12 protein-coding genes are annotated in these 15,534 nt (G+C 68.7%); 9 read left to right on the top strand and 3 right to left on the bottom strand.

Translation table 11 applies throughout. The features are described 5' to 3' along the window. Positions 1 to 516: 516 nt before the first annotated feature. Both QFW81_RS10885 and QFW81_RS10890 read right to left on the bottom strand, forming a co-directional pair. Complete coding sequence (locus tag QFW81_RS10885) at positions 517 to 3,363, bottom strand: TonB-dependent receptor (RefSeq protein ID WP_425604023.1); 2,847 nt, start codon at positions 3,361 to 3,363, stop codon at positions 517 to 519. Positions 3,364 to 3,673: 310 nt separating this feature from the next. Next, the gene (locus QFW81_RS10890; RefSeq protein WP_280578795.1) at positions 3,674 to 4,639 is read right to left on the bottom strand and encodes a LysR substrate-binding domain-containing protein; all 966 of its coding nucleotides are present in this window, start codon (positions 4,637 to 4,639) and stop codon (positions 3,674 to 3,676) included. 294 nt (positions 4,640 to 4,933) lie between these two features. Between QFW81_RS10890 and QFW81_RS10895 the strand changes: the two genes are divergently transcribed. The 6 genes from QFW81_RS10895 (at position 4,934) to QFW81_RS10920 (ending at position 11,074) form a co-directional block, all read left to right on the top strand. Next, positions 4,934 to 5,557, top strand: a complete 624-nt coding sequence (locus tag QFW81_RS10895) for a 2-dehydro-3-deoxy-6-phosphogalactonate aldolase (RefSeq protein WP_280578796.1) — start codon at positions 4,934 to 4,936, stop codon at positions 5,555 to 5,557. Next, positions 5,554 to 6,705 carry a galactonate dehydratase gene (gene dgoD / locus QFW81_RS10900; RefSeq protein ID WP_280578797.1) on the top strand — a complete coding sequence of 384 codons (1,152 nt, stop codon included), beginning with the start codon at positions 5,554 to 5,556 and terminating at the stop codon, positions 6,703 to 6,705. The genes QFW81_RS10895 and dgoD overlap by 4 nt, the downstream gene beginning before the upstream one ends. A gap of 4 nt (positions 6,706 to 6,709) precedes the next feature. After that, positions 6,710 to 7,621 carry an SMP-30/gluconolactonase/LRE family protein gene (locus tag QFW81_RS10905; protein WP_280578798.1) on the top strand — a complete coding sequence of 304 codons (912 nt, stop codon included), beginning with the start codon at positions 6,710 to 6,712 and terminating at the stop codon, positions 7,619 to 7,621. Beyond that, positions 7,618 to 8,553, top strand: coding sequence for a 2-dehydro-3-deoxygalactonokinase (locus tag QFW81_RS10910; protein WP_280578799.1), 936 nt, complete (start codon positions 7,618 to 7,620; stop codon positions 8,551 to 8,553). Before QFW81_RS10905 ends, QFW81_RS10910 begins: the two co-directional genes overlap by 4 nt. A 6-nt stretch (positions 8,554 to 8,559) precedes the next feature. Then, the gene (locus QFW81_RS10915; RefSeq protein WP_280578800.1) at positions 8,560 to 10,257 is read left to right on the top strand and encodes a glycoside hydrolase family 43 protein; all 1,698 of its coding nucleotides are present in this window, start codon (positions 8,560 to 8,562) and stop codon (positions 10,255 to 10,257) included. Between the two features lie 355 nt (positions 10,258 to 10,612). Beyond that, positions 10,613 to 11,074, top strand: a complete 462-nt coding sequence (locus QFW81_RS10920; protein WP_280578801.1) for a DUF305 domain-containing protein — start codon at positions 10,613 to 10,615, stop codon at positions 11,072 to 11,074. A gap of 339 nt (positions 11,075 to 11,413) precedes the next feature. Here QFW81_RS10920 and QFW81_RS10925 read toward each other — a convergent pair whose 3' ends face one another. Next, positions 11,414 to 13,096, bottom strand: a complete 1,683-nt coding sequence (locus tag QFW81_RS10925) for an electron transfer flavoprotein-ubiquinone oxidoreductase (protein ID WP_280578802.1) — start codon at positions 13,094 to 13,096, stop codon at positions 11,414 to 11,416. Positions 13,097 to 13,345: 249 nt separating this feature from the next. On the opposite strand from QFW81_RS10925, the gene queD reads away from it, so the two are divergent. From queD to QFW81_RS10940, 3 genes are all read left to right on the top strand, one after another. Beyond that, positions 13,346 to 13,708, top strand: coding sequence for a 6-carboxytetrahydropterin synthase QueD (queD, locus tag QFW81_RS10930; protein ID WP_280578803.1), 363 nt, complete (start codon positions 13,346 to 13,348; stop codon positions 13,706 to 13,708). Between the two features lie 135 nt (positions 13,709 to 13,843). After that, positions 13,844 to 14,248, top strand: coding sequence for a phasin family protein (locus tag QFW81_RS10935; RefSeq protein WP_280578804.1), 405 nt, complete (start codon positions 13,844 to 13,846; stop codon positions 14,246 to 14,248). A gap of 867 nt (positions 14,249 to 15,115) precedes the next feature. Then, positions 15,116 to 15,394 carry a hypothetical protein gene (locus QFW81_RS10940; protein WP_280578805.1) on the top strand — a complete coding sequence of 93 codons (279 nt, stop codon included), beginning with the start codon at positions 15,116 to 15,118 and terminating at the stop codon, positions 15,392 to 15,394. The last annotated feature ends 140 nt before the right edge of the window (positions 15,395 to 15,534 follow it).

Genomic DNA, 15,534 nt, shown 5'->3' on the forward strand with positions numbered 1-15,534 from the left:
GAACGGATCGAGTTGTGTGTCGCGGACTGACCGCACGGCGTGCCACCGACGCACGGACGATCCACGTCCGCCACGCCTTCTGCGCTGGCCATGACCAGCGCCTGCACGACGACGCCACCGTGCTGGCGCCCGCGCAGAAACCCGCATGCCGGAAACCCGGCTGTCGTGCTTGTCCCCTTGGCGACTGTGCGCCCTGTCTCGATGTTAGCGCTCGCATTTTGAGCGCGTCAATGCACGCCACGCCGTATTGGGCGATGGTCGTAGACACCGGAACCGATACATCCGGGACGGTTTCATCCGAGCCTGTCGACGGCGTCGATCAGGCATTCGGGAAATGCTGCGGCCGGCGCGCCGCCAGTGCTTCCGCACGGGCTGGCGACGCGCCGCCGCGGCAGTCGCGGATCCTGCGGCCCGGGAGGGGGAGCCGCGGGTTCGCGACCGGGTGCGTGCGGCGCATCCGTCCGCACCCGGATTGCCGTCCGGCGCCCGCACGGGCGTCCGCACGGCCCGTGCCCGTCAGAAGGTGAAGCGCAGGGTCGCCGCGTAACGCCGGTCGTTGACGTACCAGGAGGTGATGCGCTTGCCGGCGCCGTTCTGGTCCATGATCGTGCGCTGCTCGGCGTTGTTGAGGTTGTTCATCTCCAGGCCGATCTGCACGTTGTCGGAGACCTTGTAGAAGATCGAACCGTCGAGCTGGCCGAAGCTGTCGCTGTAGACCGGCAGCTTCCAGGCGATGTCGTTGTGGGTGCCGTTGTAGCCATTGGGCCCGATCGACAGCAGGTATTCGCTGCGCCAGTTATAGGCCAGGCGCACCTGCCATGGCCCCTTCTCGTAGAAGACAGCGGCGTTGTAGGCGTTCTTCGACAGCCCGTCCGCAGGCAGGGCGTCGAATGTCGAGCCGTCGGTATCCAGCGGTTGCGTGTCCAGATTGTTGGGCACGTCCGTGCTGCTGTCGATGTAGGTGTAGTTGGCCGACATGCCCAGTCCGTCGAACGGCGCCGGCAGGAAGTCGAAGAACTGGTTCCAGCCAAGCTCCGCCCCCTGAATCTTCGCCGTGCCTACATTCACCGGCCGGGTGATCAGGTATTCGTACTCGTTGCCGTCCGCGCCGGGATACGCCACCAGCTCGGTCTGACGGCGGAAGTAGTCCTTGACGTCCTTGTAGAAGAAATTTATCCAGGCCATTCCGCCGCGGTCCGGTGCGAAGTACCACTCGAGCGACAGGTCGAACTGGTTGGCCTTCATCGGCTCCAGGTAAGGGTTGTCGAAGGAGCTGCCGGTGAGCTCGAGCTGGTCGGGCGGCAGCGTGCCGCCGTCGTCGGGCGGGTCGATGCCGGGGCGGGTCGAGGCGCCGAGCTGCTGGTAGGCCTGCATGTCGCTGAAGTTTGGACGTGCGATCGCCTTGGAAGCTGCGAAGCGCATGATCAGGTTCTCACGCGGCTCCCACTTCACGTTTGCGCTCGGGAGTACGTCGGTGTAGGCATTCTCGGCGGTGATCGGCTCGACCTCGCCGGCGCCGAGGTACGGCGCATACGCAACGTTCGGATAGACCAGATAGCCGCTGGCGCTGTTCTCGGTGCGGACGACACGCACGCCGAAGTTGCCATCGAGCAGTAGATCGTCCATCGCGAAGTTGAGCATCGCGTAGCCGCCGTAGGTCCTCTCGCGCTGCTCATTGCCCCACTGCGGATCGGCGATGTTGCGTGGCGTGTAGTCGGAGCAACACAGGTAGTAGGGGACGGCGGCGTCGTGGATGGCCTGATAGCTGCCGGGGAAGCCGAGGGCGGTGGCCAGGATCGGCGCGTAGAACGAACCCGGCGTGTTGGCGTCGCCACGGTAGAAGTTCTCGAACGTGGTCAGGTTGACCAGGCTGGAGTTCACCTGGTCGTTGAGGTTGACGCCCGGCAGCGCGCCGGCCGGCAGCTTCCAGCCCTGCATCCACGGCTGGATGACCGCCTGCCAGTTGTAGCCGGTGTCGATGCTGTGCGCATCGCGGTCGGTCACGCGCACACCGAAGCTGACCGAATCGAACAGATTGCTGTCGAATCCGTGCTTGAGGTCCGCGCGCCAGGCGATTTCCTCCGCCTCGTTGTCGTCCTGGTGGTCCATCGTGAACGCCCAGTAATAGTTCCCGATATCCGCGGAGAAGGACTCGTCGATTCCGATGACCGGCCGGCCGCCGCCGACGTCCACGTCGATGTAGGGGACGTTGAGGCCAAGGGTGACGGTGGAGTCCAGCACCCGCGTGTCGGCCCGGATGTACTGGAGCTCGGTCGAGAACTCCGTGCGATCGCCGATCTGCCAGTTCAGGCCCGTGGAAAAGTCCTGCGTCTTGGACTGGCGGTTGGAGGCGCGGATGTCCGCCCCCATCGGAATGTTGCCGGCGGAGCGCAGCCGCCCGGAGACGAAGACATCCCCGTCGAGGTCATAGGGCTCGCTGGCATCGAGCCGCACCTGCAGCGGGTCGTTGTCGAGGAAGATCGCGTCTTCGTACCAGAGTTCGTCGTACTTGCTCTGGAACGCCGTAGCGAACAGCTCGACGCGATCGTTGGGGCGCCACTGCAGGGCCACGTAGGCGCCCTGGCGCTCGCGCTCGTAATCCAGCGTGCGCCAGTCGGCGCCGCGCGGGAGCCACAGCGGCTCCGCCGTGCCATCGCCATCGAGATCGGTATTGGCGTTCCTGAAGAACGGCCTCACGAACATGCCGTCGGTGCGGGTCGCAAGTTCCGAATGCGCCAGGTTGAACAGGATGCCGAACTCGCCGGCGTCGGTCTCCCAGCGGTTGCTGTAAAGCACCGAGCCGGACGGCTTGACCTGGTCGGCGAAATCGCCCCGGTTGGCGCTGAAGGAAACGCTGAGCTTGCTGCCTTCCAGGTCCAGCGGCATGAAGGTGCGCAGGTCGACCGTGCCGCCCAGGCCGCCCTCGATCATCTCGGCGGTCTGGTTCTTGTACACGTCGACGCCGGCCATCAGTTCCGAGGGCACGTCCTGGAAGCTCAGCGCGCGGCCGCCGGAAGCGGAGAAGCTGTCGCGGCCGTTGAGTTCGGAGCGCACCTGGGTGAGGCCACGCACCTGCACGCCGCCGCCCTCGGCGGAGAAGTGCTCCGGATCGCCGACCGACAGGAACCGGTCGATGGTGACGCCGGGGATGCGCGAGAGCGTCTCGGTGACGCTGCGGTCGGGCAGGGCGCCGATGTCGAGCGCGGTGACCGAGTCGACGAAGGTCGGGGCGTCGCGCTTGATGTCCTGCGCCCGGTAGACGGATCCGCGGATGCCGGTGACGGTCACCGTATCGAGTTGGGTGGCAGGGTCCGCATCCGTTGCGGGCGGGGCGTCCTGCGCCTGCGCGTTGGCGGCGAGCATCAGCGCGATGCCTACGGCGATGGCGGAGCGGCGGTACGGACGGACGAGATCGGATGCGGCCTTCCCGGCAGCCGGGTGGCGCTTGCGGAGCGTTGGCATGGTGTTCCCCTCCCACGGGCACATGACACGCGATTCGGATTTTCTTGTCGTTCGATGACCTGCGCGGCGCGCCGGGGCGACCGCGGATGACAGCGCGAGACAGGCCGTCGGCGCCGAGCATAGGAGCGCACAGCCATGCACCACCAATGATTTTTTGGCGGGGAGGTAGGTCTTTCCGGAATAGCTCGGGACGAATCCCGTGACGGGGTGCTCAGGCCGGCTGCGGCGCCCCGAGGGCGTACAGCCGCCGTGCGGTGCTGCGCAGCGCCTCGAGCACCCGCTCCGCCCCCGGCGAGAGCAGCTGGTCGCGGCGGCGGACGATGCCGAAGCACTCCATCCGCACGCCCAGTTCGATCGGCAGCACCCGCATCTGCCCGGTCTGCAGGTACGGGCCAACGGATTCGGGCGGGAGCGCGGTGAGCAGGTCACTGTGCCGCAGCAGGTGGATGATCACCGGCAGCGAGGCGGTCTCGACGATGTTCTGCGGCAGCGGCAGGCCCCGCTCGAGGAACACCGCGTCCAGCCGGTTGCGCAGCACGCTGGCCTCCGGCGGCAGGATCCAGCCCTGCTCGGCGAGGTCGGCGTGGCTGACCGAGTCCCGCCGCGCCAGCGGATGGCCCTTGCGCACGATCACCGCGTGGGGCTCGTCGGCGAGCGGTTCGAAATCCAGCTCGGCCGCGCCCTCGGGCCCCATGATCCGGCCGACCACGATGTCGAGCTGGCCGTCGAGCAGGCGCGCCACCAGCGGCCGGCTGTAGTCCATCTCGACCTTGATCAGGATGTCGGGGAAGTCGCGCTTCACCGCGGCCACCGCCTGCGGCACCAGGGTGGTGCCGGGATTGACCACGGTGCCGATCGAGGCCTGGCCCATGCGCCCGCTGCGCAGCGCGGCGATCTCGTCGTGGGCGCGCCCGATCTCCGACAGCGCCGAGCGCGCCCGCCGGATCAGGACCTGGCCGTACCAGGTGGGCTCCACGCCGCGCGCGTGCCGGTCGAACAGCGGCACGCCCAGCAGGGCTTCCATCTCCGCAAGCAGCTTGGAGGCCGCCGGCTGGGTCATGTTGGCCGCCTCGGCGGCGCGCAGCACCGAGCGCTGTTCGTACAGGTGCAGCAGCAGCGCCAGATGACGCGTCTTCAGGCGCGTGGCGCCGAACCATCCCGTTGCCGGCTGCACCATGGCGATCTCTGCGGCCTCATCTATTCGTTCGCAGAATAGCGTACGACTAAAATTTCATTTGTCGTACATACCGGCCCACGCGAGGCTATGGCGGCTGTCGTCCGGCGCGGCACCGCGCCGATCATCGTGGGGCCGACGCGCGTCGGGCGCCACCCGGATCCGAGGGGGAGGAACACACCATGGTGCGATCGCTGCAGGGCGGCCCGGACGGCTGCGGCTTGACCGCGCCGGGCCCGGACCGTCACGGGGCTCCATGCCGGCGGCCGGGCGGTGCAGGCCGGAGCGCATGCACGCATGGATGAACCCGCCACCCCGTTCAGGCTGCCCCTGATCGCGATCCTGCGCGGGGTGACCCCGGAGGAAGTCGCCGACCACGTCGGCGTGCTGGTCGAGGAAGGCTTCGACGCGATCGAGATCCCGACCAATTCCCCGGACTGGGCGCGCAGTGTCGCACTGGCGGTCGCGGCCTTCTCGGACCGCGCGCACATCGGCGCCGGCACCCTGCTCGAGCCGACGCAGGTCGACGCGCTGATCGATGCCGGCGGCACGCTGGGCGTGACCCCGAACGTGCGCCCGGCGGTGATCCGACACGCGGTCGCGCGCGGGCTGCCCGTGGTGGCCGGCTTCGCCACCGCCAGTGAAGCCTTCGACGCACTCGAGGCCGGCGCGACGATGCTCAAGCTGTTCCCCGCCGCCGTGTACGGCCCGGCGATGGTGCGCGCCCTGCGCAGCGTGCTGCCGCCGGTGCCGCTGTTCGCGGTCGGCGGCGTCACCCCCGACACTCTGCCCGTCTACCTGTCCGCCGGCTGCCAGGGCGTGGGCATCGGCGGCGAACTCTATCGACCAGGACAAACCGCAGAGCACACGCGCACGCAGGCGCAGCGCTTCCGCGACGCATGGATGGACCACACCGCATGAAGATCACACGCCTCACCACGTGGCAGGCGGCGCCACGCTGGCTGTTCCTGCGCATCGACACCGACGAAGGCATCAGCGGCTGGGGCGAACCGGTGATCGAAGGCCGCGCGGCCACGGTCGAGGCCGCGGTGCAGGAACTTGGCGACTACCTGGTCGGCCGCGATCCGGCGCGCATCAACGACCTGTGGCAGGTGCTCTACCGCGGCGGGTTCTACCGCGGCGGCGCGATCCTGATGAGCGCGATCGCCGGCATCGACCAGGCGCTGTGGGACATCAAGGGCAAGGCCCTGGGCGTGCCGGTGTACCAGCTGCTCGGCGGACTGGTGCGCGACCGCATGAAGACCTACCGCTGGGTCGGCGGCGACCGCCCTGGCGAGATCGTGGCGCAGATGCAGGCGCACCACGCGGCAGGGTTCGACACCTTCAAGTTCAACGGCACCGAGGAGCTGAAGCTGATCGACAGCCCGCGCGCGGTGGACGCCGCGGTGGCCAAGGTGGCCGCGGTGCGCGAGGCGGTGGGCGACGCAATCGACTTCGGCATCGACTTCCACGGCCGCGTCAGCGCGCCGATGGCGCGCGTGCTGCTACGCGAACTGGCGCAGTTCAAGCCGCTGTTCGTCGAGGAGCCGGTGCTGCCCGAACAGTGGGAGTACTACCGCCCGCTGTCGGACGCCACCTCGATCCCGCTGGCCGCGGGCGAGCGCATGTACTCGCGCGCCGAGTTCAAGCCGGTGCTCGCCGCCGGCGGTCTGGCGCTGCTGCAGCCGGACCTCTCGCACGCCGGCGGCATCACCGAATGCGTCAAGATCGCGGCGATGGCCGAAGCCCACGACGTCGGCCTGGCGCCGCACTGCCCGCTGGGGCCGGTCGCGCTCGCCGCCTGCCTGCAGGTCGATTTCGTCAGCTGGAACGCGATGCTGCAGGAACAGAGCATCGGCATCCACTACAACGAAGGCGCGGACCTGCTCGACTACGTGCTCAACAAGGACGACTTCCGATGCGACGAGACCGGCAGTATCGCCGCCCTGCCCGGTCCGGGCCTGGGCGTGGAGATCGACGTCGAACGGCTGGAACGCGCCGCGCGCGAACCGCCGCGCTGGCGCAATCCGCTGTGGCGGCACGCGGACGGCAGCGTCGCCGAGTGGTGAGCCGATGAGCGCCGCGCCCGGGACGATCGCACGCCTGGCGGTCGACAGCCGCTGCCAGCTGGGCGAGGGCATCGTCTGGGACGACCGCGCGCAGTGCCTGTACTGGACCGACATCCTCTCGCGCCGGCTATGGCGCCACGTGCCCGACAGCGGCGCGACAGAGGCGTGGGACGTACCCGAAGCGCTGGGCTGCCTGGCGCTGTGCGACGACGGCCGGCTGCTGCTGGCGCTGGCCAAGTCCATCCGCATCGCCGACGCACCGGTCGCGGGCGAGCCGCTCGCGCTGCGCACGCTGGCGCCGCTGGAAGTCGCGCTCGGCGCGTCCACCCGCAGCAACGACGGCCGCTGCGACCGCGACGGCCACTTCGTGTTCGGCACCAAGGACGAGACCGGCGCCACGCCGCCGCTGGGCCGCTTCTACCAGTTCTCCACCGCGCACGGCCTGCGTCCCCTGCCGCTGCCGCCGGCCACGGTGCCGAACTCGCTCTGCTTCTCGCCCGACGGCCGCACGCTGTACTGGTGCGACTCGGTGCAGCCGCGCATCTGGTGCGGCGACTACGACGCGCAGCGCGCGCAGGTGTCGCACCCGCGCGTATTCGCCGGGGTCGAGGGCGGCAAGGCGCCGGACGGTTCGACCGTCGATGCCGCCGGCGGGGTGTGGAACGCGCACTGGGACGGCGCGCGTGCGGTGCGCTACGCGCCCGACGGCGCGGTCGACCGTATCGTCGCGATCCCGGCCGGGCGTCCCTCGTGCTGCGCGATCGGCGGCGCGGCGCTCGATACGTTGTACGTCACCACCGCGCGCGAGGACCTGGACGACGACCAGCTCGCGCGCACGCCCGAGGCCGGCGGCGTGTTCGCCCTGACGCTGGCGCCCGGCGCCGGTCTGCCCGAAGCGCGGCTGCGCACCGCATGATCGCGGTCGACTGGGGCAGCACCCACCTGCGTCTGTACCGCATCGACGCCGACGGCACGCTGCGCGAACGCCGCCGCAGCGACCGGGGCACGCAGGCCAGTCGCGACCGCCATGGCGAAGTGCTGGCCGAGGCGCTCGTCGGCTGGGACGACGACACCGTCCTGCTGTGCGGCATGGTCGGCGCGCGCGGCGGCTGGCACGAGATGCCGTACCTGGACTGCCCCACCGGGCTGGACGACCTGGCCGCGGGACTGCAGCGCATCCATCCGCCGGGCTTCGAGGATCGCGCCCTGTGGCTGGTGCCCGGGCTGCGCGATACCGTCTCCGACCTGGTGCCCGATGCGATGCGCGGCGAGGAAACCCAGCTCGCCGCGCTGCTCGACGTGCTGCCCGGCGGCGTGCACCGGGTGTGCCTGCCCGGCACCCACAGCAAGTGGGTGACGATCCACGACGGCCGCATTCAGCGCATCCACACCGCGATGACCGGCGAGGTGTACGCGCTGCTGCGCACGCACAGCCTGCTCGGCGCGCTGATGTCGGGAGACGACGGCCGCTTCGACGGCTATGCCTTCGATGCCGGCCTGCGGCGCAGCGGCGATGCCGGTGGACTGCTGCACCACCTGTTCGGCGTGCGCACCACCGGGCTGTCGGGCGAGTTCGGCGAGAGCGCGCTGCCCTCGTACCTGTCCGGCCTGCTGATCGGACACGAGCTGCGCGGCGGGGCGCTGTCGCAGAAAGGTCCGCGCCCGGCGCAGATCCACCTGGTCGGCAGCGAACGCCTGCTCGCGGCGTATGCGCGTGCGCTCACCACGCTCGACATCGGCGTGCAGCGCCATCCCGAAGACCTCGCCGCGCGTGGCCTGCATGCACTGTGGCGGCGCCGGACCGACACCGTCGCGGCCACCTCGCCGACCGCACTCGCCACGGACTGACCCGCCATGCGCCGATCCGCCGCCGCCCTGCTCGCCCTGCTCCTGGCCGCTGGCGGCGCCCGCGCCGGCGAGGCGCGGTTCCTGCGCGTGGACTACCAGGGCGACGACGGCCGCCCCGTGCCCGGCGCAACGCAGTTCGCCAACCCGGTCATCGCCGGCTTCTACCCCGACCCGTCCGCGATCCGCGTCGGCGAGGACTACTACCTGGTCACCTCGAGCTTCGGCTACTTCCCCGGGCTTCCGGTGTTCCACAGCACCGACCTGGTGTCGTGGCGGCAGGTCGGCAACGCCATCGACCGCGTCGGCCAGATGCCCTACGGCGAGGGCGAGGCGCTGACCCGCGGCCTGTTCGCGGCAACCATCAGCCACCATGACGGCACGTTTTACATCGCCAACACCTGCTTCTACTGCCCCGGCCGCGGCATGGGCAATTTCGTCATCACCGCGCGCGATCCGGCCGGGCCCTGGTCGGACCCGGCGTGGCTGGAGCTCGACGGCATCGACCCGTCGATCTTCTTCGACGACGACGGCCGCGCCTGGCTGGTCAACAACGGCGTGCCCGAAGGCGAGATGCGCTATGACGGTCACCGCGCGATCTTCATCCAGCAGTTCGACGCGAAGACGCTGTCGCTGGTGGGGCCCCGCCTGCAGCTGGTCGATGCCGGCGTCGACCCGGCCAGCAACCCGGAGCACGTGGAAGGCCCGCACGTGTTCAAGCACGACGGCTGGTACTACCTCACCGCGGCCGAGGGCGGCACCGGCGAACAGCATGCGCAGATGATCTGGCGCAGCCGCAGCGTCACCGGGCCGTACGAGGCGTGGACGGGCAACCCGACGCTCACCCAGCGCGACCTCGATCCCGCGCGTCCCGACCCGGTCACCTCCACCGGCCACGCGCAGTTCGTGCGCGCGCAGGACGACACCTGGTGGGCGGTGTTCCTCGCCACCCGCCCCTACCGCGGCAACCAGTACAACCTCGGCCGCGAGACCTTCCTGCTGCCGGTGCAGTGGCGCGACGGCTGGCCGGTGATCCTGCCGCGCGGCGAAGCCGTGCCGGCCGTGCCGGAGCGTCCGTCCCTGCCGCGAGGCGAGGCGCTGCCACGCCCCACCAGCGGACCGATGGCATGGTCCGAAGCGTTCGGGTCCGCGCAACTGCCGCCGCAGTGGGTACTGCTCGATCCGCCGGCACGACCGTGGTTCGCCACCGGCGCCGGGGGCCTGCGCATCACGCCCTCCGCCACGCCGCTCGGCGGACACGGCCACGGCGCCAACCAGCCGTCGTACGTCGGCCACCGCCTGCAGCACCATCGCGCCACGTTCTCCACCACGCTCGATCCGCGCAGTCTCGACGCCGGCGAACTCGCGGGACTCGCACTGCTGCAGAACGAGCAGGCGCACTACATCGCGGCGCTCGAGCGCGGCGCCGACGCCGCCGCACTGGTGCTGCTGCGGCGTACCGGCGAGGACGAGTCCGAACACGGCGGCGAACTCGCGCGCATCGCACTGCCCGCACTGCCGGCGCAGGTGTCGCTGCGCTTCCGCCTCGCCGCGCCCCGGCTGGACATCGACTACGCACTGGACGGCGGCGAGTGGCAGCCACTGGCCGCCGATCTCGACGCCAGCCTGCTCAGCGTCGACATCGCAGGCGGCTTCATCGGCAACACCTTCGGCCCGTATGCGGTGAAGCGGGCAGGCGCGCCGTAGCACCTGTTCAAGGCGGTCGCCGCGGACGCCGTCGCCGGCCCTCACTGCCCGCATTCGCCCCTTTGAGCCACCCTCCCCCCGTGAAGCGGGCGAAGGCAGGAAACGCGCATCCCGTTCACCCGCTCTGGACGCCACGTCCGATCCACGCGGGTAGAGTCGAGCCATGCATCGCCGGCATCCGGCGGGGATGCCCGCCCGGCCAGCGACGCCCGCATGCACGGCGCCGCCGCACGCGCCGTACCGCGACACGAGTCGCCGCGGTGTCTCGCCGGCCGCCGCAGGCCGCTCCCCGCCCGCTGCAGCCGCTGCACGCGCTCGCCGCCAGCCGAGCGCACGTTCCGACAGGAGAAACCCGATGGACAAGTACCTCCGCTTCGGCCTGATGATCGCTACCTCGACCGTGGTCATGTTCGCCCTGATGTACCTGCACACCTATGCGCCGGGACATGTGTTCTTCTCCGAAACCCGCGCGTACATGGCGCTGATCATGGGCGCCTCGATGGCGGTGGTGATGCTGCTGTTCATGCTGCACATGTACGACGACCGCAGGAAGAACGCGATGGTCATCGTCGCCGCCGTCGTGGTGTTCGCAGGTGCGCTGTGGCTGGTGCGCAGCCAGCGCACGGTGGACGACGTGTCCTTCATGCGCGCGATGATTCCCCACCATTCGATCGCCATCCTGACGAGCGAACGCGCGCAGATCCGGGATCCGCGCGTCCGGGCGCTGGCGGACGAGATCATCGAGGCGCAGCGGCGCGAGATCGGCGAGATGAAGGGGTTGATCGATGAACTGGAAAGCGATGCCGCGCGAAGGTGATTGTGACGGTCGACGCGAGCGATGCGGCCCTGGACTGGGCGCCTGCCCCCATCCGGCATGCGACCTTTCCTTCCAAGCTCACGGTGGAAGGTGGCCGAAGGGCCGGATGGGGGGTCGTGACGTGGCAGCTGAGCCTGCCCCATCCGCCTTCGGCACCTTCACCCCGTGGAACGGGGAAGGGAACAGACGCACGTCGTGACGAAACGTATCCACCGGGACACTCGAAGGCGGACGCCGCGTGGCGGTAGGGGACGGCAGTGAGAGCGACGGCTCGCGCCCGGCAACGGAGGCGTCGCGACGGCTGACGCCCGGCGAAGCAGCGGAGCGCAGGCGCGACCGCTACATCCCCGCGTAGTTCGGACCGCCGCCGCCCTGCGGGGCCACCCAGACGATGTTCTGGGTGGGGTCCTTGATGTCGCAGGTCTTGCAGTGCACGCAGTTGGCGAAATTGATCTGCAGCCGCTCGTGGCCCGGCTCGCCGACGAACTCGTACACCGCCGCCGGGCAGTAGCGCGCCTCCGGGCCGGCGTACTGCTTCAGGTTCACCTCGACCGGAATCGACGCATCCTTGAGCGTGAGATGGCTCGGCTGGTTCTCGTCGTGGTGGGTGCTGGACAGGAACACCGAGCTCAGGCGATCGAACGTGAGCACGCCGTCGGGCTTGGGGTACGCGATCTTCGCGTGCTGCGCGGCCGGTTCCAGGCAGGCGTGGTCGGGCGTGTCGCGATGCAGGGTCCACGGCGGGTTGCGGATGCCCAGGCGCGGCAGCAGCCACTGCTCGATGCCGGTCATCAGCGTGGCCAGCGTGCGGCCCTTCTTGAACCACTGCTTGAAGTTCTTCGACTGCTTCAGCTCCTCATGCAGCCAGCTGGACTCGAACGCCTCGGGATACGCCGACAGTTCATCGTGCGCGCGGCCTTCGCCCAGCGCGGCGAACGCGGCCTCGGCGGCGAGCATGCCGGTCTTGAGCGCGGCATGGCTGCCCTTGATGCGGCTGGCGTTGAGCGTGCCCGCCTCGCAGCCGACCAGCGCGCCGCCGGGGAACACCAGCTTCGGCAGCGACAGCAGGCCGCCGGCTGTGATCGCGCGCGCGCCGTAGCCGATGCGCTTGCCGTCTTCGAGGTGCTTGCGGATCGACGGATGCGTCTTCCAGCGCTGGAATTCCTCGAACGGGCTCAGGTACGGGTTGCGGTAGTCCAGCCCGACCACGAAGCCGACCGCGATTTTTCCGTCCTCGGCGTGGTACAGAAAGGAGCCGCCGTAGGTGTCGTCGGGCAGCGGCCAGCCGGCGGTATGCACCACCAGGCCCGGCTGGTGCTTCGCAGGATCCGCCTGCCACAGTTCCTTGATGCCGATGCCGTAGCTCTGCGGATCGCGCCCCTGGTCGAGGCCGAACCTTTCGATCAGGCGCCGGCCGAGATGTCCGCGCGAGCCTTCGGCGAAGATGGTGTACTTCGCGTGCAACTCCATGCCGAGCTGGAAGTCCGCGGTGGGCTCGCCGTCCTTGCCCAGGCCCAGGTTGCCGGTGGCCACGCCGCGCACCGCGCCGCCGTCGGCGTACAGCACCTCGTCGGCGGCGAAGCCTGCGAAGATCTCCACGCCCAGGCTTTCGGCCTGTGCGCTGAGCCAGCGCGTCACCGCGCCCAGCGACACGACAAAGTTGCCGTGGTTGCGGAAGCAGTCCGGCAGCAGGAACGCGGGCGTCGATTTCGCACCGGTCTCGTCGAGAAACAGGAACTCGTCGTCCGAGACCGCCTGCTTGAGCGGCGCGCCCTGCGATTGCCAGTCGGGGAACAGTTCGGTCAGCGCGCGCGGATCCATGATCGCGCCCGAGAGGATGTGCGCGCCCGGCTCGGAGCCCTTCTCCAGCACGCACACCGACACATCGCGCGCGTGCTCGGCGGCCAGCTGCTTCAGGCGGATCGCCGTGGCCAGACCGCCCGGCCCCGCCCCCACCACCACCACGTCGTACTCCATCGACTCGCGGGGTCCGTAGGTGCTGAGCAGGTCTTCGGGCGTCATCGGCTTTGCTCCTCGCGGGGCATGGCGGTGGTCAGGAAGGGCATCCGGCGCGCGCTACGCGGCCCTGATACCGGGCCGCAATCGTAACGTACGCCCGCGCATCGCCCGCGTGAGCCGCAGGGCGACCCGTCACCGCAGGCAGCGCGCACGGCATCCGGCGGACGCAGCGCCGCGTGCGCATCCGCCGCGCCCCGCCAGCCAGGCGCGGCCACCGTTGCCGGCGCCTGGCGATGCGCGGAGAATCCCGCGATGGACATCTTCAAGAGCTTCACCCTGGAAGCCGCGCACCGGCTGCCCAACGTGCCGCCAGGGCACAAGTGCGCGCGCCTGCACGGACATTCGTTCCGGGTCGAGCTGCACGTGAGCGGCGAGCCCGGCGCGGAGACCGGCTGGGTCATGGACTTCGCCGACATCAAGGCCGCCTTCCGGCCGCTGTACGACCAGCTCGACCACCACTACCTCAACGACGTGCCCGGCCTGGAGAATCCGACCAGCGAGCGGCTGGCGATCTGGATCTGGGAGCGCCTGCGCCCGGTCCTGCCCCTGCTCAGCGCAGTCGTGGTCCACGAAACCTGCACTTCGGGCTGCCGCTACACCGGCGAGAGTCCTTAAGTCATTGATTCCAAAAACAAACTGAACAGGTCTACGCGAAGCTCGGAAAATATGTTGCATCGCAGCAAAAGGCCCGGTATGGTGCACCGCACAACCCGGCAATTCCGTGCCGGCCACTGATTGCAGGAGAACACCATGAACTACCAGTACAACGAGCAGTTCGCCACCGCGACGCGTCAGTTCGCCGACACCGCCGCGCGCATCAACCAGCTTGCCCTCGAGAACGCCCACAAGGTCTTCGGCCTGCAGATGGCGACCCTTGAAGAGAACGCGGAAGCCACCTTCTCGTTCTTCGGTGAAGCGGCCGAAGTGCGCGACTTCGACGGCATGAAGACCCTGTTCCCGAAGGGCGTGCAGATCGCCCGCGAGAACGTCGAGCGCAGCATCAGCGCCGGCCAGGAAGTCTTCGGTTCCACCGTCAAGACCAACGAAGCGATCGCCGAGATCGCCAAGTCGCAGCTCGAGTCCGCCACCGTCAAGGCCCAGGCCGAAGCGGAAAAGGTCGTGGCCTCGGCCGCCAAGACGACCAAGCGTCGCTGATACGGCAATCCCCCAGCCGTCGCCGCCGCCCCTTCGGCGCGTCGACGCAAGAACCCGGCAGCGCAGGCTGCCGGGTTTTTTATTGCCGATGGTTTGCCTGGCCCAGTGCGGGGCGCACGGCATCGCCTTGTCAGCGCACATCCCGTCCTCATGACAACGCCACGGCTTGGTGCGCCCTCAATCCGGCAGACCCTGAATCACCGACCCGGGACCTGCCGCACGTCCCCCACGCCACCTGCGGCGATCGTCGGCGAGCACGCGGCCAACTCGTCCTGAAAACTGCCCGCCAGCGCATCCCCACGGACACTGGGATATCAGACACTTTCGACGCGATAAAAAATACCACCCCGCATCCGAAGGCGCAGTATTCCTGCGACGACCGCGACAGTTCGCCCGAAGTCCGGTAACCCATTGTCTCCGCGGCGTTTCGTCGCGTTGACCAGCCTCATGTGAGACTGAATACTCCGTGCTACACCCCGCTTGTGGGGTCTACTAGGTGTTAGGCAGCAACTTGGCAAGGACTATGGCTGCTCAGTCTCTCAAATCTTGGTTTGCTCAACTATTCCTATGGCTTGCACTGTTCTCCGGCATTGCAGGAGCTCTGTGGTTCGCCAATCAGTTTGTGTTTCATAGCTGGGCCGCCTATGCGCCACCAGGCGAGACCGAGTTCCATCTCCGTTGGGCCAAGGTGTCTGCCGCAGTCGCCATTGTGTTTCTTGCCCTCAGCTCGCTATCCGGCTGGGGCATTGTTGTCATTCGGAGGCTCCGCAGGCAGTCTGCTGCCTAACAATTCATTCAAGCCGAACTTGTCCCGCTACGCGGGCCAAGTCGGCTTAATTCTGGTGTTAGGCCTCGGAGCAGACGGCAATGAGAACGACGATCCCTGAACTCGTGTTTGTTGTGCTAATCCTGCTGAGTGTCGTGCCGTTCGCCATCGCGTTTGCCATCCAGCAGTTCAAGTTGCCAACCGCCATGCGCGGACTGCGGCCGTCCTCATTCCGATTCCTGGCCGAGGCCAATCGCGATAGCTCTCATCATTCACATCGTCTGGTTCGTGTGTACATCACATGCGCGCTATTGTTCCTAGCATTCATGGCTAGTGCCTTGGTCGCATGGCAGTTTGTCCATGTCGCGACCGAGGCCTAACAGTTCGTTCAAGCCGACGCCACTTCGTGGCGCGGCTTAACTCAAGCGTTAGGCCGCTCGGTCAGGTGTCCCATGATCCGTGTGTGGTCACAGCTGCTGCACCTTCCACGCGCAAGCCTGTCGCACCAGGTCCGCACGCA

This window comes from Luteimonas kalidii, from assembly GCF_029887935.1.
Classification (GTDB): domain Bacteria; phylum Pseudomonadota; class Gammaproteobacteria; order Xanthomonadales; family Xanthomonadaceae; genus Luteimonas; species Luteimonas kalidii.

Coding starts and splice junctions, on each gene's coding strand:
- dgoD (WP_280578797.1), top strand. CDS start 5,554: ATGAAGATCACACGCCTCACCACGTGGCAGGCGGCGCCACGCTGGCTG.
- QFW81_RS10910 (WP_280578799.1), top strand. CDS start 7,618: ATGATCGCGGTCGACTGGGGCAGCACCCACCTGCGTCTGTACCGCATC.
- QFW81_RS10895 (WP_280578796.1), top strand. CDS start 4,934: ATGGATGAACCCGCCACCCCGTTCAGGCTGCCCCTGATCGCGATCCTG.
- QFW81_RS10885 (WP_425604023.1), bottom strand. CDS start 3,363: ATGCTCGCCGCCAACGCGCAGGCGCAGGACGCCCCGCCCGCAACGGAT.
- QFW81_RS10925 (WP_280578802.1), bottom strand. CDS start 13,096: ATGACGCCCGAAGACCTGCTCAGCACCTACGGACCCCGCGAGTCGATG.
- QFW81_RS10915 (WP_280578800.1), top strand. CDS start 8,560: ATGCGCCGATCCGCCGCCGCCCTGCTCGCCCTGCTCCTGGCCGCTGGC.
- queD (WP_280578803.1), top strand. CDS start 13,346: ATGGACATCTTCAAGAGCTTCACCCTGGAAGCCGCGCACCGGCTGCCC.
- QFW81_RS10890 (WP_280578795.1), bottom strand. CDS start 4,639: ATGGTGCAGCCGGCAACGGGATGGTTCGGCGCCACGCGCCTGAAGACG.
- QFW81_RS10935 (WP_280578804.1), top strand. CDS start 13,844: ATGAACTACCAGTACAACGAGCAGTTCGCCACCGCGACGCGTCAGTTC.
- QFW81_RS10905 (WP_280578798.1), top strand. CDS start 6,710: ATGAGCGCCGCGCCCGGGACGATCGCACGCCTGGCGGTCGACAGCCGC.
- QFW81_RS10940 (WP_280578805.1), top strand. CDS start 15,116: ATGAGAACGACGATCCCTGAACTCGTGTTTGTTGTGCTAATCCTGCTG.
- QFW81_RS10920 (WP_280578801.1), top strand. CDS start 10,613: ATGGACAAGTACCTCCGCTTCGGCCTGATGATCGCTACCTCGACCGTG.